This is a genomic window from Catellatospora sp. NPDC049133, from assembly GCF_040648455.1.
GTDB lineage: Bacteria > Actinomycetota > Actinomycetes > Mycobacteriales > Micromonosporaceae > Catellatospora > Catellatospora aurea.
The window spans coordinates 36,655-55,249 of the sequence record NZ_JBEZDT010000020.1; the positions used below are offsets into that span (position 1 = coordinate 36,655).

Below are 18,595 nucleotides of genomic sequence, written 5' to 3' on the forward strand. Positions count from 1 at the left end.
ACAGTGCAGCAATCCGTCTCGTCCCCCCGCCGGCGGCTCACCCGCCTGATCGCCACCGCGTTCGTCGCCACCGCTCTGGCCGGCGGAACCGCGCTCGGCGCCGCCGCACCGGCGTACGCCGACGAGATCGGCCAGGCGCCGACCTCGTCGAACATCACCGGCAACGGCAGCTTCTCCGTCTCGACGTACAGCATCTCCAGCCTCGTCACCGGCTTCGGCGGCGGCGTGGCGTACTACCCGAGCACGTCCGGCCGCTACCCGGTCATCGCGATCTCCCCCGGCTTCACCGCCCGCTGGTCCAGCATCAGCTGGATCGGGCCGCGCCTGGCCTCGTGGGGCTTCGTCGTCGTCGGCATCGAGACCAACAGCGTCTACGACCAGCCCGCCAGCCGCGGCAGCCAGCTGCTGGCCGCGCTGAACTGGGCCGTCAACTCGGCCCCCAGCGCCATCACCTCCCGCGCCGACGGCAGCCGCCGCGGCGTCGCCGGCCACTCCATGGGCGGCGGCGGCACCCTGGAGGCCCTCGCCGCCGACACCACCGGCAACGTCAAGGCCGGTGTGCCGATCGCACCGTGGAACACCGACAAGACCTGGAACAACGTCACCGAGCCCGTGCAGATCATCGGCGGCGAGAACGACTCGGTCGCCGGGGTCAGCTCGCACTCCATCCCGTTCTACAACTCCCTCGGCGGGCAGAAGAGCTACGTCGAACTGAACGGCGCCAGCCACTTCTTCCCGCAGACCACCAACTCGACCACCTCGCGGGCGCTGGTCTCCTGGTTCAAGCGCTGGCTCAACCAGGACGCCCGCTTCACGCCGTTCACCTGCGGCTACGGCGGCACCGCGGTGTCGGACTTCCGCACCAACGCCTGCTGATCCACCTCCACGGACGCGCGGCGGGGCTGGTCCCCGCCGCGCTTTCCGTGTGCCGCCGCCATCGGGCACCCCACCGAAGCGGCCCGTATATCGTGGATCCAATGCGGGTGACGACCTGGAACGTGAACTCGGTCAAGCAGCGGCTGCCGCGGCTGCTGCCCTGGCTGGACCAGCGGCGGCCCGACGTGCTCTGCCTGCAGGAGACCAAGCTCGCCGACGCCGCCTTCGCCGAGCTGCTGGGCAAGGAGCTCGCCGACCGCGGCTACGAGTACGCCGCGCACGGCGAGGCGCGCTGGAACGGCGTGGCGATCCTGTCCCGGGTCGGGCTCGACGACGTCGTGACGGGCATCCCCGGCGGCCCTGGCTTCCCGCACCCCGAGGCGCGGGCCGTGTCGGCGACCTGCGGCGGCATCCGCGTGCACTCGGTGTACGTGCCCAACGGCCGCACCCCCGACTCCGACCACTACCAGTACAAACTCGCCTGGCTGGGTGCGCTGCGCGACCTCGTCGCCGCCGGGCCCGACGCCGTGATCGTGGCCGGCGACATCAACATCGCCCCGGCCGACGCCGACGTGTTCGACCCCGACGCGTTCGCCGGCCATACCCATGTGACGGAGCCCGAACGGGCCGCCCTGGCCGAGCTGCAGGCAGCCGGGCTGCACGACGTCGTGCGCGACCACTGGCCCGACAAGCGGGTCTTCTCCTACTGGGACTACCGCGCCGGCATGTTCCACCAGGACCTCGGCATGCGCATCGACCTGGTGCTGGCCGGCACACCGGTCGCCGAACGGGTCAAGGCCGCCTGGGTGGACCGGCACGCCCGCAAGGGCACCGGCCCCAGCGACCACGCCCCCGTCATCGTCGACCTCGACGAGGCCCCGGACGGCGACATCGGGCCGATCGTGCCGCCGCCGTCCGCACCGGCCACCCGGCGCGGCAAACGCCTGCCCCAGGCCGCGGCCACCCCGGACGACAATTGACTGCTCCCCCACCTGAAGGCGGGGATTCTTCCCGTCCTCAGGCTACGAGGATTCCTGACTCAGGCAGCCACTGGAGCCGGCGGCTCGGGTGGTCTTACGCCCTCAGCGCCAGCAGGGCACAGCCCAGCCCTGATCAGCATCACGCGGGCGGAGTTCTTGTCCCGCGGGGACACGGCTCCGCACGTGGTACAGGTGTAGGTGCGCTCACCCAGCGGCAACGCATGCTTGGCTCTCGTCATGCAGTGCGCGCAGTCCATCGTGGTGTACGCGGGATGCACGGGCCGGACATCCCGGCCGTGCTTACGGGCCATCTCGACCAGTGCGGCCTTGGTGGCGCCGATGGCGGCGTCAGCGGCCTTGCGGGCCATGGTGGTCTTGGCGAGGAACTTCGGCCGGAAGTCCTCCACCGCGATGCGGTCATGGTCGCGGACCACGGTCTTCGCCCACTTGCGGCCGGCGTCCTGCCGCTGCCGGGCGACCTTCTTGTGCAGCTTCGCCGCCAGCCGCTTCGCAGCCAGGTAGCCCCTGCTCGCGGGCCTGCCCTTGGCCGGCCTACGCCGGGCCATCATCCGCTGATACCGGGCCAGTCTCGCCTGCGCGTTGCGGCCGTACTGCGCGTGAGGCAGGTCGTGGGCGTCGGAGGTGGTGGTCGCGATCTCCTTCACACCCCAGTCCACGCCGATCACACGCCCGGTGGCGGGCAGCGGTTCGGCCTGAGTGCCGACGACGAAGCTCGCATACCAATGCCCGACGCTGTCGCGGTAGACACGCACCGACGACGGGTCTGCCCGCAGTTCCCGCGACCACACCGGCGTCAGGACGATGTTCCCGGCCAGGTGCAGACGGCCGTCCTTGAGCCGGAAACCACGCCGGGTGTAGTTCAGCGAAGGACGGGCATCACGCTTCTTCTTCCACCTCGGCATCCCTGCCCGACGTGGCATCGGCAGCCGCTGCTCGATGTCCTTGAGCGCCTTCGCACGCGACCTGCCGAAATCGCGGATGACCTGCTGCTGCGCGACCGACGAGCCCTGCGCGAGCCAGGCCGTGGTCCTGCGGGCCTCGGTCAGCATCTTGTCCAGCTGCGCCGGGCCGCAGGTCAGCTTGTCTTCGGGATGCGCCCGGTTGTGCGCGTGGACGGCCTGGGATCTGGCGACGCATTCATTCCAGATCCACCGGCAGCGGTCCCACTCGCTGTCGAGCAGCTTGGCGGCGGTGGACGACACGCGCAGCCGATAGGTGTACCGGGCGTGCCCGGTATCCTGGCCCGTCTGCGTACTCACAGCGGCCACCGTAGCGGTGTGGTACGACAGTCGCCGCCGGTCCGCCTGGCGGACGATCGACTGTTCTTGTCCCGCTACGCGGGAGTCCGAATTCTTCCCCGGACTGAAGGCCGGGGCATCCTCCGGAGGACCTGGTGACCGGCGCGGACGCCCCTCGCCTGCACGTGGGCTGCGCGATGTGGAGCCTCAAAGCCTGGCAGGGACGCTTCCTGCCGCACCCGGCCACGGCCGAGGAGCGCCTGCGCGGGTACGCCGGCTGGTGCAACGCGGTCGAGGGCAACACCACCTTCTACGCGACCCCGGCCCGGGCGACCGTGGCCACGTGGGCGCAGCAGACCGACCCGGACTTCCGGTTCGTGGTCAAGCTGCCCAAGCCGATCACCCACGAGCGCCGCCTCACCGGCGCCAGCGCCGAGCTGCGCGCCTTCCTGGACGCGATCGAGCCGCTCGGCCCGCGTACCCACGCGGTCTGGCTGCAGCTGCCGGGCTCGTTCGGCCCCTCGGACGTGCCCATGCTGGCCGCGTTCCTGAAAAACCTGCCCGCCGAGCACCGGTACGCTGTCGAGGTTCGCCACCGCGCGTTCTTCGACGAGGAGCGCTCGGCGCGGCTGCTCGAAGGGGTGCTCGCCGCGGCGAACGCCGAATGGGTGCCGTTCGATACCCGCGTGCTCTTCCGGTCCCCGCCGACCAGCGACGCCGAACGCGACGCGTGGACCAAGAAGCCCCGCATGCCGCACCGCTCCCGGGCGCTCACCGACCGGCCGATCATCCGCTACCTGGGCCGCGACGACACCGCCGCGACCGTCGAGGGCTGGCAGCCGTGGGTCGAGACGGTCGCCGGCTGGCTGCGCGAAGGCCGCTCGCCGACCGTGTTCATCCACACCCCCGACAACGCCGACGCACCCGAGCTGGCCCGCCGCTTCCACGACGAGGTGCGGGTCCGGGTGCCTGAACTACGGCCGCTCCCCCAGCCCGAGCCGACCGAGCCGCTGACCCTGTTCTGAGCCCGCTTCAGCAGGCCTTCTTGTACGGCGGCGGCATCGGCGGGGCGTTGTCCGGGGCCACGTACGCGCCGATCAGCCGGAACACGATGTCGCTGGAGTTCGGGTAGACGCCCTTGCAGTCGAACGCGCCCGGCAGGAACGTGGTGGCCACCGAGATGCCGATCTTCTCCTGGGGTAGGAACGCCTCCGTGGCGCTGTAGCCGCCGAGCAGGGGGTCCTGCAGGATCCAGTCGCCGGAGCGGACCACGCCCAGGCCGTAGTTGTAGCCGACGATCTGCTTGAAGCACGACGGCGCGCAGTCGGCCTGCGCCTGCCCGAAGCCCAGCAGGTTCGGGTCGGTCATCGCGTGGTAGCTGTCCTCCGACAGCAGCATGCCGGTGCCGACGGCGATCGCGGTGGTCGCCAGGTCGTCGATGGTCGAGGTCTGGTTGGCGCCGACCGGGGTGCCCCAGTCGGAGTTCCAGTACGTCGCCTCCTCGTAGAACGCCGTCTTCGGCGGGACGCCCAGCGCCTCGCGCCGTTCCGAGCTGTACGAGTGCAGCGCGGGCTCGGGCACGGCCCCGGTCTGGCTGCCGACGGTGTTCTTCAGACCCATCGGCTCCATGACCTTCTCGCGCAGCAGCACGTCCAGCGGCTTGCCGCCGATCTTCGCCAGGATCTCGCCGAGGATCATGAAGTTGGTGTGGGAGTAGCTCCAGTTCGTGCCGGGCGCGAACTGGATCGGCCGGGAGAACGCGTACTTCAGGCGCCGCTCGAACGTCCACGACTGGAACGGGTCGGCGTTGAACGCGGCGTTCCAGCCCGGGTCGGTCTCGAAGTCGGGGTAGCCGGTCGTCTGGTTGGTCAGCATCTTCAGGGTGACCTTGCCGGACTCGGGCAGTTCCGGCAGCCAGCGGCCGACGGTGTCGTCGAGTCTGGCCTTGCCCTCCTCGACGAACAGCAGCAGCAGCGTGCCCAGGTACGCGAACACGACCGCGCCGTTGCGGAAGCGCATGTCCGTCGTGGCGGGCACGCCGTCGAGGGACTCGCCGAACGCCTGGGTCGTGACGACCTCGTCGCCCCTGGTCACCTTGACGATGACGGCCCGCAGCGACTGGTCCGTCATCGCCTTGCGCACGATGTCGGCGATCCCCTGCGCCTGTGGTGTCGGGATCGGCCGTGCCACCGTCGCCGTCGACACGTCCGCGGCAACGGTGCACCCGCCCAGCACGAGCATCGCAGCGGCTCCGGCGACAGCCGCGCGGCGGACGGCTCCCGCCATCGACCTGATCATCCCAGGATCGTATCGGTACAGATCGAACTAAAAGGGTGCAACCAGTGAACTCGGGCCGGTCGATAGAGTGCGCGGATGCGCCGTCTCATCCGGGAGAGCCGGATCGTCTCCGCCCCACCGGCGGAGATCTTCGAACTGCTCACCGACCCCGCTCAGCACCCCCTCATCGACGGGTCGGGGTCGGTGCTGGCCGCCCGGGGCGCGCCGCGCCGGCTGGCGCTCGGGATGAAGTTCGGCATGGACATGCGCATGGGCGCGGGCTACCGCATCCTCAACACGGTGGTCGAGTTCGAGGAGGGCCGCCTGATCGCCTGGCGGCACTTCAACGGGCACCGCTGGCGCTGGCGGCTGGAACCGGCCGGCGACGGGACCACGCTGGTCACCGAAGAGTTCGACTGGTCGACCGCGCGCGTGCCGCTGCTGATCAGCGTCAGCTGGTTCCCGCGCCGCAACCGCCGGGCGATCACCGGCAGCCTCGACCGGCTCGAAGCCCGCTTCGCCCCGCGCTGACCACGCCGCCGTATCCGGGCATGTCAGAGGGGTCGTGTCTACTGATCACACCGGCTCGACCAGGGTGCCGGAGCGAGCAGGGCACGAAGGGGAACACAGCCGCCATGGCCGATCTCAAGGACCACATCGACGACGCCAGCATCACGCGGCTGGCCGCTGCCCTCACCCGGGTCCACCCCGCGTTCCCCGCCGCGGACTTCCGGGCCGCCGCCGGCCGGGGGCTGGAACCGCTCGCGCTCAAGCAGCGCGTGTCGGCGGTGTCCGCGCAGCTCGCCCGGTTCCTGCCCGAGTCGTTCCCGCACGCCGCGCGCGTCCTTCGCGAAGCCGTCACGGCGACCCCGCTGGACATGTGGAGCGGCTGGCCCGCCACCGACTACGTCGCCGTGCACGGCCTGGCCCACCCCGACGACGCGCTGGCCGCCCTCGCCGCGTTGACCCCGCACGCCACCGCCGAGTTCGCGATCCGCCCCTACCTGGCCGCGCACCCCGAACGCACCCTCGCCCAGCTGCACACCTGGGCCACCGATCCGGACCAGCACCTGCGCCGACTGGCCTCGGAGGGCTCCCGGCCCCGGCTGCCGTGGGCATCGCGGGTGCCGATGCTGGCCGACCCGCAGGTCACCCTCCCGGTGCTCGACCGGCTGCACGACGACCCCGAGCTGTACGTCCGGCGCTCGGTCGCCAACCACCTCAACGACATCACCAAGGACCACCCCGACGTCGCCCTCGCCACGGCCCGGCGCTGGGCGGCGAGCGGCGGCGACGGCACCGCCTGGGTGATCCGCCACGCGCTGCGCTCGCTGGTCAAGCAGGGCCATCCCGGGGCGCTCGGGCTGCTCGGCTTCGACCACGGCGCGGACGTCACCGTCACCGGCCTGACCGTCACGCCCGCCACGCTGCCGATCGGCGGGCAGGTCACCATCGCGTTCACGCTCACCGCGGACACCGGCGTACGGGCCGCCGTCGATTACGTCGTGCACCACGCGGGCGCGCGCGGGCCTCGTGCGCCGAAGGTGTTCAAACTGACCACGGCCGACATCGAGCCGGGCCTGCCCCGCCAGATCACCCGCCGCCACACGTTCCAGCACGTCAGCGTGCGCCGGCTGTACCCGGGCCCGCATCGCATCGACATCCAGGTCAACGGCCGCATCCTGGCCGGAACCGAGATCACGCTGCAGGACGGCGACCGAGCCGGCGCAGGCACACCGACCGCCGGATGATCGCTGCTTCGGATCTGGACCGCGGTCTGACCACAGTCCTTGACCCGAAGCGGCGATCACCGCTCGCCCCCGTGTCGCCGTCAGCTCACCACGGGCGGGTCCTCGTCGGTGAACTCGGCCCGTACCACCAGGTCGCTGCTGCGCAGGGTGCCGGTGGCGGCCGGTTTGCGGCCCGCGCCGAGGTCCCAGATCTCCTCGGCGAGCGCCTTGCCAGTGGTCAGGTCGACGATCAGGCGGGTCTGGGCCCACCTGCCCGCGTCGTCCTTGCGGACGAACCCGACCGCGGTGCCGGTGCGGCCGTGCTGGTCCTGGACGGTGCCCAGCACGGTGGCGCCCTTGACGTCGGCGAGCACCCGGTATGCCGCCGCCCGGACCTGCGGGGACACGGGCAGGTCGGAGACGAGCTGCTTCGCCGCCTCGAACAGGGTGTGGTCGTTGGCGATCTGCACCTCGCTGCGGCCGAGCATGTCGGACAGCTTGTGCCGCAGCGCTCGCGGTTCGACGGGCAGCGCCTTCAGCTGGGCGAGGGTGACCTGGCCGCCGGCCAGCTCATAGGTGGGCAGGGCGGGTGTTCCGTTTCGGGAATCCCGGGGCTCGGGACGGCCCAGCGTCGGCCGCCACGGCCCGGGATCGGGAGTGAGGATGATCTTCCCGTCGACGATGGGCCACTGCGTCGGGGAGCCGTCCGCCTCCCAGGCTGCGATGTCCGCGGCGGTGATCGGAGCGGCTCCGGCGATGCGCTTGAGGGCCTTGCTGCCGTACGCGGTGCTCATGGTGTCCCAGTAGGCGATCTCCACCCCGTACCGGATGTTGTACGGCCGGGCTGCCGGGCCGACGCGCAGCGGTTGGGCGGTCTCTTTGGACAGCACCCAGTAGCGTCCGCCGGTCGCGGCGCCCGCCTCGGTCCGTTCGGCGGCGACCAGGAAGAACTGCCGGGCCGTCTGCGGTGCCGGAGCTGCGGCGGAGGCCGGTGCTGTGCTGTCGACTCCGGGCGGCGATGGTGTGCCCTCGGCCCGCGGCGGTGTCGTGCTGGTGCCGCCGGCCAGGAAGACCGCGACCGCGGCGGTCAAGGCAGCCGCGGGCAGCCCTGCGGCCACGGCGATCCGCAGCGCCGGCCGTCGTGGCCGACCGGCCTTGACCTGGGCGGCTCGGCCGACCGGGGCCGCTTCGACAACGCCGTCGAGCACGCGCCGTCCCTCGGCGCTGTCCGCCCAGCCGGTCGAAGTCCGCGGGCGTGCGGTGCGTACCAGTTCGTCGATGTTCATGGCGCTCCTCACGCTGCCAACGGATTGCGGACGGCCGACGGGTGGCTGCCTTCGGCGTCGGTGACCTGCTGGTAGGCCGACCGGAAGCGGTTGCGGGCCCGGTGCAGCCGGACCAGGTAGGCCGGGCGGGAGATGTCCAAAACCCGGGCGGCCTCGGCCGGGGACAGGTCGAACCAGGTCGCGGTGATCAGGACTTCGCGGTCGCGCTCGCCGAGCGTGTCCAGTGCCCGGCACACCTGGTCGCGGCGGGCGACGTCGTCGGCGAGTCCGTCCCGTTCGGACTCCTCGACGGCCAGGGTGACCAGGCGCTGTCCCAGGGCGGCCGAGGCGGCCCCGTGCCGGCGGCGGGCCAGCACGACGTTGCGGGCCGCGCCGAACAGCCAGCCGCGCTCCTCGCCGCTGCGGATCCGGTCCAGGGACCGCCAGGCGGCCAGGAACACCTCGCCGACCACGTCCGGGGCGTCCTGGCGGCCGACGCGCCAGGTCGCGTACGCGTGGATGTCGTCGGCATGTCGGCGGAACAGTTCCGTCAGCCGTTCTTGCCGTTCTCGCATGGCACCTCCGTGAGTCGCGCTGTCGACGGGTACTTGTCGAACCGCGCGCCGGGAATTACAGGCCTGCCGTGACGATCATCATCTGCGGCCGGATTTCACGCGACCGGCCGCCCGTAGCCTTGGCTGTACGATGACCTGCGAGTGAAGGGCCTGATGTCGTTGGCTACCCGAAGCAAGCGCACCGAGTCACGGCCCGCGTTGAGCCGGGACCGTGTGCTGCGGGCGGCGATCGAGATCGCCGACGAGGGCGGTATCGCCGCGGTGACGATGCGTCGGCTGGCCGAGAGCCTGGGCGCGGAGGCGATGTCGCTCTACCACCATGTGGCCAACAAGGAGCAGGTCCTCGACGGCGTCGTCGACGTCATCGCCGCGGAGATCAACGAAGCGGTCGGCCGGCTCACGCAGCCGACTCGCGGCGCGGCCTGGCGGAGCGCGGCCCGCGAGCGCATCCTGACGGCGCGACGGGTGCTGCTGCGGCATCGCTGGGCGGCGGCGCTGTTCGAGTCGCGGAGTGCGACCAGTCCTGAGGTGCTGCTGTACTTCGACGGCCTGGTCGGCATCATGCGCGACGGCGGGTTCTCCAACGACCTGGCCCATCACGCGATGCACGCGCTGGGCAGCCGGGCGATCGGGTTCAGCCAGGAGTTGTTCACCCCGGGTGCCGGGCCGGCCGCGGGTGAGCCCGATCCGGTGCTGGCCGGCATGGCCGGGCGGCTGCCGCACCTGGTCGGCATGCTGGCGGAGGTCATGCACGACGATCCGGATTCGACGATCGGCTGGTGCGACGACCAGGCGGAGTTCGAGTTCGGACTGGATCTGCTCCTCGACGGCCTCGACCGGCGGCGCTGACCCTACGGGTTCTCCCCCATTGACCGCCTTACGGCGTAAGGCTACCTTACAACGTAAGACTTACAACGTAAGGTCAGGAGACCTCGATGAAGGCGTACGTGCTCTACTCCTACGGGCCGCCCGAGAATCTGCACCTCACCGACGTCAACGAGCCCGCACCGGGGGCCGGTGAGGTGCTCGTCCGGGTCCGCGCCACCTCGATCAACCCGTACGACTGGCACCACCTGCGCGGCGAGCCGGTCGTCGCGCGGTTCATGGGCGGCGGCTTCGGCAAACGCCGCCCGAACCACCCGATCCTCGGCTGCGACGTCGCCGGCGAGGTCGTCGCGATCGGACCGGGCGTGACCCGCTTCCGGCCCGGCGACGACGTCTACGCGCTCGTGAAACACGGAGCCTTCGCGCAGTACACCTGCGTCCCCGAGGACCACCTGGCCGCCAAACCGCGCTCCCTCACGTTCGAGCAGGCCGCCGCCGTGCCGATGGCGGCGATGACCGCGCTCGTCGCGATCCGCGACGACGCCGGGGCGCGCAGCGGGCAGCGCGTCATCGTCAACGGGGCCTCCGGCGGCGTCGGAACGTTCGCGGTGCAGTTGGCGCGGTCGGCGGGTGCGGAGGTCACCGGCGTGTGCAGCGCGCGCAACGCCGAACTCGTCCGGTCCATCGGCGCCGCCCAGGTCATCGACTACACCACCGCGGACTTCACCCGGATCGTCCGCGACCACGACGCGCTCGTCGACATCGCCGGCAGCCCGTCGGTCTGGGCCGCGCGGCGCGTGCTGCGCCCGGCCGGGACCTACGTCGTCGTGGGCGGCGACGCGGGACGGTGGGCCAGACCCGTCGACCACATGATCGCCGCCACCCTGATGGGCAGGCTCACCTCCCAGCGCGTCGCCGTCACCGGCACTCCGATCGGCCCCGCCAGCGCCCGCGGTCTCGCGGAACTCACCACCCTGTTCGACAGCGGCACGGTCAAGCCGGTCGTCGAGCGCACTTTCCCGTTCGCGCAGCTGCCGGAGGCGATCCGCCATGTCGAGACGGGACGCACCCGCGGCAAGGTGGTGGTCGCCGTCGAATGAGACCGCGAAGCGGGGCCCGCCGGTGTCGGTCAAGATTGTTACGCTGCGCGCCATGTTCTCGGAGGACGTTGACGCCGACCTGCGGCGGATGGCAGCCGACCCCTCGTTTCCGCACCGCGACGCCGCCCGGCACGCGGTGCGGTTCCGCGTCGACGGCGATGTGGCGGACCTGGTCGCGGTGCACGACGATCCGCACCAGTGCGGGACGACCGACGTGCTGTTCGCCATGGCCGGCGCCAAGCGGCACTGGCTCAACTGGGTGCCGATGCCCAGCGAGGCGATCACCAACATCGCCAACGAGGTCGGCAGCCGCCGGGCGCGGGGCGAGGAACTCACCCTGACCGGCCTCGGGTTGTCGGCGGGCGAGGCGGCCAGCGCCGTCACCGCGTGCCGCCGGATCACCGGCCCGGTCCACATCGAGGTCGCCGGTTTCCCGCACCCCGACATCCGGGTGCCCGTGCGGCCCGGCCGGTACGCGGTCTGGCGCTACGACGGCGACGAGCCGCTGCCCGCCGTCGCGGCACCCTCACCTGCCGCGGTCGCGCTGCTGCACGAGGTCGCCAACGAGCCCTGGCCGTCGCTGCTGTCGGGATACACGCAGGCCGCGCCGCTCGGCGCGCTGCCGCTGGAGGACCTGCTCGGGCTGCTCGCGCACCTGCCCGGCCCGCCGGACACGGCGCGCTGGCAGCACCTGGCCACCTCGACGCCGACGTACTGGTATCGGCTGATGCAGCCGTGGGTGTGCCTGGGCATCCTGCACCACGCCACCGACGAGCCGTGGCCGGCGTCGACCCGCCGTCAGGTGCTGGTCGACCTGGCCTTCGGGGTCGAGGACTGGGTCAGCGACGCCGCGCTGTTCGCGCTCGTCACCGCCGCGTACCGGACACCGGAGCAACGCGAGGAGGTGCGCGTGCTGGTCCGGGCGCGACTCGACGCGGCCGTCGCGGCGCGCCGCGCGGTCACCATCGAGGAGTCGCTGGCGAAGCTGATGCTGGTCACGCCGGGTTGCCAGTCCGTCGACCGGGCCGTGGCGCAGGCGGTGCTGGACCGCGCCGAGCAGGACGACACGGACGAACCCACGGCGCCGGTGAAGCGCCGCTGGTGGCAGCGCCGCCGCTGATCCTCACCCTGGTGCGGCGGTCGTTCCCGCAGGCAGCGGCCGATTGACGTTGGGAAGGGCACCTTCCACAACGCATAGCGATGTGAAGGTGCCCTTCCTTTCATCGGGGGCGGCCGGTGAGCAGGGCGCGGCCCAGTGGGGTGACGACGTGCAGCATGTGGCGGCCGTATGGGCGGGTTCGCAGCAGGCCGGCCCGCCGTAGCGTCGTGGCGTGCTCGCTGGCGCTGGACAGCGCGATACGGACCCGGCGGGCGAGTTCGGTGGTGGTGCAGCCGTGCGGGTGCAACTGCGCCGCCCGCAGCACCGCGGCGCGGGTGTTGCCCAGCAGCGCGACGAGCTCGCCGTCCGGTGGCGGCATCCGTTCGGCGTCCCAGTCGGGATCGTGGTCGATCGGGTAAACCAGCACCGGCGGCCGGTCGGCCGCCCGCAGCGTGACGGGCGTGCCCCGGCAGAAGTACGAGGGCAGCAGCACCAGCCCCCGCCCGGCGAGGTGGATGTCGCGGTCGGCCGGGTAGGCGACGTGCAGGGTCGGCGCGTCCCACCGGATCGTCGGATGCAGTGTGGCGAGCAGCCGGTCGACGCCGCCGTCGACCAGGAACCGGGCTGCCCGCGCCCGTGCCCCGGCGACCTGTCCCGAGATCAGTTCCCAGTGCGCGGCGAGCGCCGCCTCGAAGTAGGCGCGCATCGCCGAGGCCAGCGCGGCCACCGCCGTGCGGTCGCCGTCGGCCAGCCGCTCCGCCCGCTCACGCGGGCAGTGCCGCGCCGGCACCCGGCGCAGGTCCGCGCGCAGGTGCTCGACCGGTGTGGCCAGCACTTCGCCGAGGCCCGCGTCGAGCGCGTCGTCGATGTCGTGCAGGCCCCTGGTCGGGGTCAGGAAGTCCGGCGAGTAGCCGGTGGGCGGGGCCAGGCTCAGCAGCTCCCGCATCTCGGGGGTGAGCCGGGCGATCGCCCGCCGCCGCCACGAACCGAGGGCGGCCGGGGCGTGCCCGCCGGTCAGCGCGTGCTGGCTGAGCAGGGATTCCCACAGTGGATCGGCGCCTGCGGCCAGCCGCAGCGAGCCCAGGTCTGCGGCGGTGAAGTGGATACGCAGCATGGTCGGGCCTCCGCTGCGCGGACTCTACCGCGAGACCGGCAATACGGGCAATCAATGATGCACATGCGGCGATCACCGCTGCTGCCGGAGCACGCTTCGGTCCTGCCCGAAGCGACTGGCTCCGCCGGACGGGCGGGTCGCATGCTCTGTCGCGACCACGCTGCACCATCCGACGACGGGAGCTGATCCGATGCGACGCCTGGCTCTGCTGTTCCTGACCCTCGTGCTGCTCGTTCCGGCCGCGCCCGCGCTGGCGGCGGGCACGTTCACCAACCCGCTCAACGGCAGCGCGGACCCGACGCTGACCTACGTCAACGGCAACTACTACCTGGCCACCACGCTCGGGGACCGGATCGGGATCTGGAAGTCGCCGACGCTGAAGGGCCTGGCCACGGCCGGTGAGACCACCGTGTGGCGCGACAGCGATCCCAGCCGCAACCAGCAGATGTGGGCCCCTGGGCTGTACCGGTTCGGGCCGCGCTGGTACGTCTACTACACGGCCAGCAACGGCGTGGACGCCAACCACCGCACGTACGTGATCGAGTCCGACGGCGACGACCCGCTCGGGCCGTACCACTTCAAGGCCCGCATCGCCGACCACGGCGAGTACGCGATCGACGGTGAGCCGTTCGTGCACAACGGGCAGATGTACTTCGCGTGGAGCGGTCCCGGTCGCGGCATGGGCGGCCCGGCGCAGATCTACCTGCAGCGCATGGACACGCCCTGGTCGACGACGGGTTCCCGGATGGCGCTGCCCGCCGGCGGCGGCTGCACCGAGGTGCGCGAGGGCGCGGTCGGGCTGCGCGGCAACGGGCGGCTGTTCCTCGTGTACTCCACCTGCGACACCGGCAAGCCCGACTACCAGTTGTGGATGAAGTCGATCGCCGACGGGGCGGACCCGCTGGTGGCGGGCAACTGGGTGCAGCACGCGGGGCCGGTGTTCTGGCGCAACGACGCCGCGGGCGTGTACGGCCCGGGGCACAACGGCTTCTTCAAGTCCCCGGACGGAACGGAGGACTGGATCGTCTACCACGGCAAGACCACGTCGGCGTACACGTACGCGGGCCGCACCACCCGAGCGCAGAAGATCACCTGGAACGGCGACGGCACGCCGAACCTCGGCCGCCCGGTGGCGCTCGGCGCGGCGCTGACGCCGCCGTCGGGTGACCCGGACAACCCGTCCACGGCCTGGTCGGCGATCGTCGACAACACCACCGAGGGGCGGTTCACGGCGAGCGCGAACTGGGGCGTGTCGTCGTACTCGGTGCAGCGCCACGGGGCCGACTACCGGTTCGCCGAACCGGTGTCGGCCAGTGACGCGGCCTGGTATCGGTTCGCGATCCCGGAGACCGGCACGTACCGGGTCGACGCGTGGTGGCCTTCGCTGTCCGGGTACAGCACGAAGGCGCCGTACGTGATCGTCACCGCGAGCGGCAACCAGACGGTCAACGTCGATCAGCGCTTCAACGGCGGCTCGTGGCGCACGCTGGGCACCTTCACGCTGACCGCCGGGGACGAGAACAAGGTGGCCGTGAGCCGCTGGACCAACGGCACGGGCCTGGTCATCGCCGACGCGATCCGCATCACCCGGGTCTGATCGGAATGGGTCTGGGAGAGCCGGGGCGACGCGGCTCTCCCAGACCCGGAAACTAGCGCAGTCCGAAGGCCCGCACGACGGTCTGGGTGACCGTGTTGCCGGCGGAGTCGGCGGCGCTGACGCGGATCGAGGCGAACTTCGCCCACCCCGGCGCGTGCAGGGTCGTCTGCCAGGAGCCGTCACGCCGGTCGAGCGGCACGCGCTGCCAGGTGCGGCCGTCGTCGTACGACACCTCCAGCTCGACCTTGCCGACCTTGCCGCCCTGGTGGACGCCTTCGAACTGCCGGGCGGTCACCGCCAGGCGGGCGCGGCGGTCGGCCCGGCCCGCGAGGTCGGTGTCGACCGTGTAGTGCACGCCCATCAGCGGCAGCCGCCGGATCTCGTCCGGTGCGGCCCCGGTGAACGGGAACGTCCACTCGGTGCGGGTGCTGACCGAGTACGGCGACACCACCGACTGGCTGGTCTCGGTGATCAGCCGCACCGGCCGCGGGCCGGGCGCGAGAGTGCCGTACATGCTGCTGCCCGGGTTCTCGGCGATCAGCTCGTCGCCCTGGTACAGGCTGGTCTTCTGGCTGATCTCCCCTTCCCAGACCAGTGCCTGGTGGTGCGGGTCGGAGTCGCCCCAGTTCGGCAGCGCCCACACCATCAGGTCGTTGCCGAGCATCGTCGGGCGGCCCGACACGAGACTGTCCTGCAGCATGGCGGGCCGGCCGACCGGCGCGAACCAGCGCACCTGGCTGCGGCTGCCCGGCCGGTAGCCGAGCAGCTCCGACGAGAACGTCAGCGGCTGCACGGTGGCCTGCTCGAACCACTGGTTGCCGTGGTCGGCCGACACCCAGTCGGTGCGGGCGCCCTGCGCGGGCACCGGCAGCACCGCGCCGCCCAGCGCCGACCCCGGCTGGTCCGGGGACACGTCGTAGCGCAGCCCCAGCCCCGAGCCGGGCACCGGGCTGCGGTAGGCGACGTCGATGCGGGCCAGGTCACGCGGGCCGGGCCGGTAGGACACGTCCTTCGGGACCACGCCGCGGTAGCGGTGGACCAGGTCGTACACGTAGGACGGGACCGGGTGGGACTCGACGCCGTAGCGCTGCCTGCCCTTGGCCAGCTGCGTGATCAGCTGCTCGCCCTGGTCGCGGCCGATGGCGGCGACCGGCAGCGCCGGGTTCGGGTTGTCCAGCTCGTACCAGGCGTCCAGGCGGCCGTCGCCGTCGTTGACCAGCAGCATCATCCGCGCCCCGGCCGCGGCGGCCGCGGCGGCCTGCGCGACGACGTCGCCGCCCGCCCGGTGCCGTACCACGGCGATCTTCCCGCGGACCCGGGCCCGCTGCAGCTCGGCGGCGGTGCCGAGGCCCGCGTAGGCGAGGTCGAGCTGCTCGCGGCCGTCCGGCAGGCTGCGCGAGGCGGTCTGCATGAGCAGGTCGTCGTAGCGCTGCCCGTGCCCGCTGATGGTCAGCGGCGGCTCGACCAGGCTCCACCGGAACCCGAGGCTGAACGCGCCCTGCTTGACGGCGCGGCCGGTCGGGGTGGCCCAGATGCCGTGGTAGCGGCTGTGGACCGTGTAGTTGTCGAAGAACGGCGACAGGTCGCCGTAGGTGCGGCCGTAGTCGATACGCACCTCGGCCCGCGCGGTCGGCGTCTTCACCTCGGCGGCGACCTGACGCAACTGCCGGGCGTCGAGCACGACGGTGCGGTCGCCGGCCAGCACGATCTCCGGTGCGAGCAGCACGCCCAGGCCCAGCGAGTGCGGTCCGGCGATGCCGGGCAGGTCCGCATGCATGATCGCGCTGTAGGTGCCCGGCTGCAGGCTCGCGGTGAGCCGGCCGGTGCCGTCCACCGTGTACAGCTTCGGCACGGTGTTGCGGGTGATGTCCTTGAGCAGGATCACCCCGGCCAGGCCGCGCCCGGCGCGGTCGCGGGTCTGGAACGTCAGGTCGGCGCGCTCGCCCTCCTTGTTCAGCCCGACCAGGGTGCGCAGCCGTTGCCCGCCGGGGCCGGTCGCGTCGACCGCTGCGTTGGCGTAGGTGTCGTCCTGCGCGCTGTCCAGGGCGATGTGGATGGTCGCCTCGGCGGTGCCGTGCGCGGGCACGGTGACCCGCGGGGTGTCGAGGGTGAACAGGCCCGCCGGTGCGGTCGGAGCACGGACCGCCAGGTCCAGGTCCACCGGCGCGTCGCCGGTGTTGGTGTAGACGACCTTGCGGTCGACGCGCTGCCCCGGCTGGTACGGCCAGGCCAGGTCGGTGAAGTCGGTGCCGGTCGCGAACACGGTCGCGCCGGTCGCCGCGACGGCGTCGACCCGCCCGATGCCCTCGAAGTACGGGTCGATCCGCTCGGAGTTGCGGCTCGTGCTCATCAGCACGTCCTTGAGCCGCTGCCCGGTCCAGTCCGGGTGCGCGGCCGCCAGCAGCGCCGCCACGCCCGCGACGTGCGGCGTCGCCATCGAGGTGCCGCTCATCGTGGTGTACAGGCCCTCGCCCTCGCTCGACTGCTGCGAGCGGGCCGCGTACACGTCGACGCCGGGCGCGGTGATGTCGGGCTTGAGGGCGTTGTCGCCGCGGCGCGGGCCGCGGCTGGAGAAGAACGCGAGCCGGTCGAGGCTGTCGACCGCCCCGACGGTGAGCGCGGCGTCGGCGGCGCCGGGCGCCCCGACGGTCTGCATGTCCGGGCCGGAGTTGCCGGCCGCGATGGTGAACAGCGCGCCGGTCTGGGCGCTGAGCTCGTTGACGGCGCTGCTCAGCGGGTCGGTGCCGTCGGTCGGCGCGCCGCCCAGGCTCATGCTGACGACCTTGGCGCCCTGCTGGCGGGCGGCCCACTCCATCCCGGCGATGATCCAGGAGTCCTGGCCCTCGCCCAGGTCGTTGAGGACTTTGCCGACGTGCAGGCGTGCCCCGGGGGCGACGCCGCGCTCCCGGCCGTCCGACGCCGCGCCGGTGCCCGCGATCGTCGACGCGACGTGGGTGCCGTGGCCGTGCTTGTCGGTCACCTCCTGCCCCGGTACGAAGCTGGCGGTCTGCGCGATCTGGCCGGCCAGGTCCGGGTGGGTGACGTCGACGCCGGTGTCGAGCACCGCGACCGCGACTCCCGAGCCGGTGTTGCCGGCCGCCCAGACCTGCGGCGCGCCGATCTGCGCGGTCGTGTCGGCCAGTGCGGCGCGGACCTTGCCGTCCAGCCACACCTTGGTGACCCCGCCGGCCAGCGCGGGCCGGGCGTCGGCGCGCTTGGCGGCGGCCGAGGCGGTCAGTGCCGCCCAGAACCGGTCGGCGTCGCCGCGCTGCTGCTCGACGGCCGCGCCGTGCACGCTGTCCAGGCCGCGTACCTGCACCGAACCGGGCAGCGGCGTCCGGCGGGCGGTCGCGCCGTCGGCGTACTGCACGATCAGCGGCAACTGAGGCCGGCGGGCGTCGTCGTAGCCGTCGGCGATCAGGTCGGTGACGTTGAACAGCCGCTCGTCTAGCAGGCCCGCGGCGACGTACGGCGCGGCCGCGTCCGGGTAGACGTAGGTGTCGGTGCCGTAGGTCAGCACATGCGCGCCGGCCGGGCCGCCGTGCGCGCTGCGGACGCTGGTGGTGGTGCGGCCGCCGGGCAGCGCGGTGACGGTGACCCGGTCGCCGGTGATCAGCGTGATGGTGTGCGAACCGCTGGGCTTGACCGGGGCTTTCCCGGCGGGCCCGGCAGCGACGGCGCTGCCTGGGGATGTGACCGAGATCGTGCCCAGGACCAGCGTGATCGCCAGCAGGGCGTGCGCGGGGGCGCGGCGTCTCGGTGAGGGAAGTGCTGCCACGAGGCGGACTCCGTTCGTGCGGGGGGTGAACGCCCGAAGATCGTCGCAACGTCGCAGGCCACACGGGACAGGTCGGCGATGGCGCAGATGTGACTCGCCCCTTCGCGCCACCCGCTTTCG

General features: G+C 72.3%; 15 protein-coding genes. 9 read left to right on the plus strand and 6 right to left on the minus strand.

From position 1 onward, the window contains the following. Positions 1-3: 3 nt before the first annotated feature. Complete coding sequence (locus AB0B35_RS22765) at positions 4-876, plus strand: alpha/beta hydrolase (RefSeq protein ID WP_361048651.1); 873 nt, start codon at positions 4-6, stop codon at positions 874-876. Between the two features lie 101 nt (positions 877-977). Then, positions 978-1,856, plus strand: coding sequence for an exodeoxyribonuclease III (locus tag AB0B35_RS22770; protein WP_361048653.1), 879 nt, complete (start codon positions 978-980; stop codon positions 1,854-1,856). A gap of 59 nt (positions 1,857-1,915) precedes the next feature. On the opposite strand, the gene AB0B35_RS22775 is transcribed toward AB0B35_RS22770, so the two are convergent. Continuing rightward, positions 1,916-3,136 (minus strand): transposase, encoded by a 1,221-nt coding sequence (locus AB0B35_RS22775; RefSeq protein WP_361048655.1) that lies wholly within the window; start codon positions 3,134-3,136, stop codon positions 1,916-1,918. Between the two features lie 176 nt (positions 3,137-3,312). Between AB0B35_RS22775 and AB0B35_RS22780 the strand changes: the two genes are divergently transcribed. Then, the gene (locus AB0B35_RS22780; RefSeq protein WP_361048848.1) at positions 3,313-4,140 is read left to right on the plus strand and encodes a DUF72 domain-containing protein; all 828 of its coding nucleotides are present in this window, start codon (positions 3,313-3,315) and stop codon (positions 4,138-4,140) included. A gap of 7 nt (positions 4,141-4,147) precedes the next feature. Here AB0B35_RS22780 and AB0B35_RS22785 read toward each other — a convergent pair whose 3' ends face one another. Then, positions 4,148-5,413, minus strand: a complete 1,266-nt coding sequence (locus AB0B35_RS22785) for a serine hydrolase domain-containing protein (protein ID WP_361048657.1) — start codon at positions 5,411-5,413, stop codon at positions 4,148-4,150. A 75-nt stretch (positions 5,414-5,488) separates the two neighbouring features. On the opposite strand from AB0B35_RS22785, the gene AB0B35_RS22790 reads away from it, so the two are divergent. Both AB0B35_RS22790 and AB0B35_RS22795 read left to right on the plus strand, forming a co-directional pair. Next, a complete protein-coding gene (locus AB0B35_RS22790; RefSeq protein WP_361048659.1) occupies positions 5,489-5,923 on the plus strand; it encodes an SRPBCC family protein in 435 nt (144 codons plus the stop codon). A 104-nt stretch (positions 5,924-6,027) separates the two neighbouring features. Continuing rightward, positions 6,028-7,143 carry a DNA alkylation repair protein gene (locus AB0B35_RS22795; RefSeq protein WP_361048661.1) on the plus strand — a complete coding sequence of 372 codons (1,116 nt, stop codon included), beginning with the start codon at positions 6,028-6,030 and terminating at the stop codon, positions 7,141-7,143. An 80-nt stretch (positions 7,144-7,223) separates the two neighbouring features. Here AB0B35_RS22795 and AB0B35_RS22800 read toward each other — a convergent pair whose 3' ends face one another. Both AB0B35_RS22800 and AB0B35_RS22805 read right to left on the minus strand, forming a co-directional pair. Continuing rightward, complete coding sequence (locus AB0B35_RS22800) at positions 7,224-8,408, minus strand: CU044_5270 family protein (RefSeq protein ID WP_361048663.1); 1,185 nt, start codon at positions 8,406-8,408, stop codon at positions 7,224-7,226. Positions 8,409-8,416: 8 nt separating this feature from the next. After that, positions 8,417-8,962 carry a sigma-70 family RNA polymerase sigma factor gene (locus tag AB0B35_RS22805; protein WP_361048665.1) on the minus strand — a complete coding sequence of 182 codons (546 nt, stop codon included), beginning with the start codon at positions 8,960-8,962 and terminating at the stop codon, positions 8,417-8,419. A gap of 153 nt (positions 8,963-9,115) precedes the next feature. On the opposite strand from AB0B35_RS22805, the gene AB0B35_RS22810 reads away from it, so the two are divergent. The 3 genes from AB0B35_RS22810 (at position 9,116) to AB0B35_RS22820 (ending at position 12,007) form a co-directional block, all read left to right on the plus strand. Beyond that, positions 9,116-9,811: a TetR/AcrR family transcriptional regulator C-terminal domain-containing protein gene (locus AB0B35_RS22810; protein WP_361048668.1), complete on the plus strand. Its 696-nt coding sequence runs from the start codon at positions 9,116-9,118 to the stop codon at positions 9,809-9,811. 86 nt (positions 9,812-9,897) lie between these two features. Further along, positions 9,898-10,887 carry an NAD(P)-dependent alcohol dehydrogenase gene (locus tag AB0B35_RS22815; RefSeq protein WP_361048670.1) on the plus strand — a complete coding sequence of 330 codons (990 nt, stop codon included), beginning with the start codon at positions 9,898-9,900 and terminating at the stop codon, positions 10,885-10,887. Positions 10,888-10,939: 52 nt separating this feature from the next. Further along, positions 10,940-12,007 carry a hypothetical protein gene (locus tag AB0B35_RS22820; RefSeq protein ID WP_361048672.1) on the plus strand — a complete coding sequence of 356 codons (1,068 nt, stop codon included), beginning with the start codon at positions 10,940-10,942 and terminating at the stop codon, positions 12,005-12,007. 100 nt (positions 12,008-12,107) lie between these two features. Here AB0B35_RS22820 and AB0B35_RS22825 read toward each other — a convergent pair whose 3' ends face one another. Continuing rightward, positions 12,108-13,100 (minus strand): winged helix-turn-helix domain-containing protein, encoded by a 993-nt coding sequence (locus tag AB0B35_RS22825; protein WP_361048674.1) that lies wholly within the window; start codon positions 13,098-13,100, stop codon positions 12,108-12,110. A 190-nt stretch (positions 13,101-13,290) separates the two neighbouring features. Between AB0B35_RS22825 and AB0B35_RS22830 the strand changes: the two genes are divergently transcribed. Beyond that, positions 13,291-14,697 carry a family 43 glycosylhydrolase gene (locus AB0B35_RS22830; RefSeq protein ID WP_361048676.1) on the plus strand — a complete coding sequence of 469 codons (1,407 nt, stop codon included), beginning with the start codon at positions 13,291-13,293 and terminating at the stop codon, positions 14,695-14,697. Between the two features lie 52 nt (positions 14,698-14,749). Here the strand turns inward: AB0B35_RS22830 and AB0B35_RS22835 are convergent, their stop codons facing one another. Next, complete coding sequence (locus AB0B35_RS22835) at positions 14,750-18,475, minus strand: S8 family serine peptidase (protein WP_361048679.1); 3,726 nt, start codon at positions 18,473-18,475, stop codon at positions 14,750-14,752. Between the last annotated feature and the right edge of the window lie 120 nt (positions 18,476-18,595).

What these genes read in the sequence shown, in the direction of transcription:
- AB0B35_RS22770 (WP_361048653.1), top strand. Translation starts at nt 978, where the DNA reads ATGCGGGTGACGACCTGGAACGTGAACTCGGTCAAGCAGCGGCTGCCG.
- AB0B35_RS22780 (WP_361048848.1), top strand. Translation starts at nt 3,313, where the DNA reads ATGTGGAGCCTCAAAGCCTGGCAGGGACGCTTCCTGCCGCACCCGGCC.
- AB0B35_RS22785 (WP_361048657.1), bottom strand. Translation starts at nt 5,413, where the DNA reads ATGATCAGGTCGATGGCGGGAGCCGTCCGCCGCGCGGCTGTCGCCGGA.
- AB0B35_RS22790 (WP_361048659.1), top strand. Translation starts at nt 5,489, where the DNA reads ATGCGCCGTCTCATCCGGGAGAGCCGGATCGTCTCCGCCCCACCGGCG.
- AB0B35_RS22795 (WP_361048661.1), top strand. Translation starts at nt 6,028, where the DNA reads ATGGCCGATCTCAAGGACCACATCGACGACGCCAGCATCACGCGGCTG.
- AB0B35_RS22800 (WP_361048663.1), bottom strand. Translation starts at nt 8,408, where the DNA reads ATGAACATCGACGAACTGGTACGCACCGCACGCCCGCGGACTTCGACC.
- AB0B35_RS22805 (WP_361048665.1), bottom strand. Translation starts at nt 8,962, where the DNA reads ATGCGAGAACGGCAAGAACGGCTGACGGAACTGTTCCGCCGACATGCC.
- AB0B35_RS22810 (WP_361048668.1), top strand. Translation starts at nt 9,116, where the DNA reads ATGTCGTTGGCTACCCGAAGCAAGCGCACCGAGTCACGGCCCGCGTTG.
- AB0B35_RS22815 (WP_361048670.1), top strand. Translation starts at nt 9,898, where the DNA reads ATGAAGGCGTACGTGCTCTACTCCTACGGGCCGCCCGAGAATCTGCAC.
- AB0B35_RS22820 (WP_361048672.1), top strand. Translation starts at nt 10,940, where the DNA reads ATGTTCTCGGAGGACGTTGACGCCGACCTGCGGCGGATGGCAGCCGAC.
- AB0B35_RS22825 (WP_361048674.1), bottom strand. Translation starts at nt 13,100, where the DNA reads ATGCTGCGTATCCACTTCACCGCCGCAGACCTGGGCTCGCTGCGGCTG.
- AB0B35_RS22830 (WP_361048676.1), top strand. Translation starts at nt 13,291, where the DNA reads ATGCGACGCCTGGCTCTGCTGTTCCTGACCCTCGTGCTGCTCGTTCCG.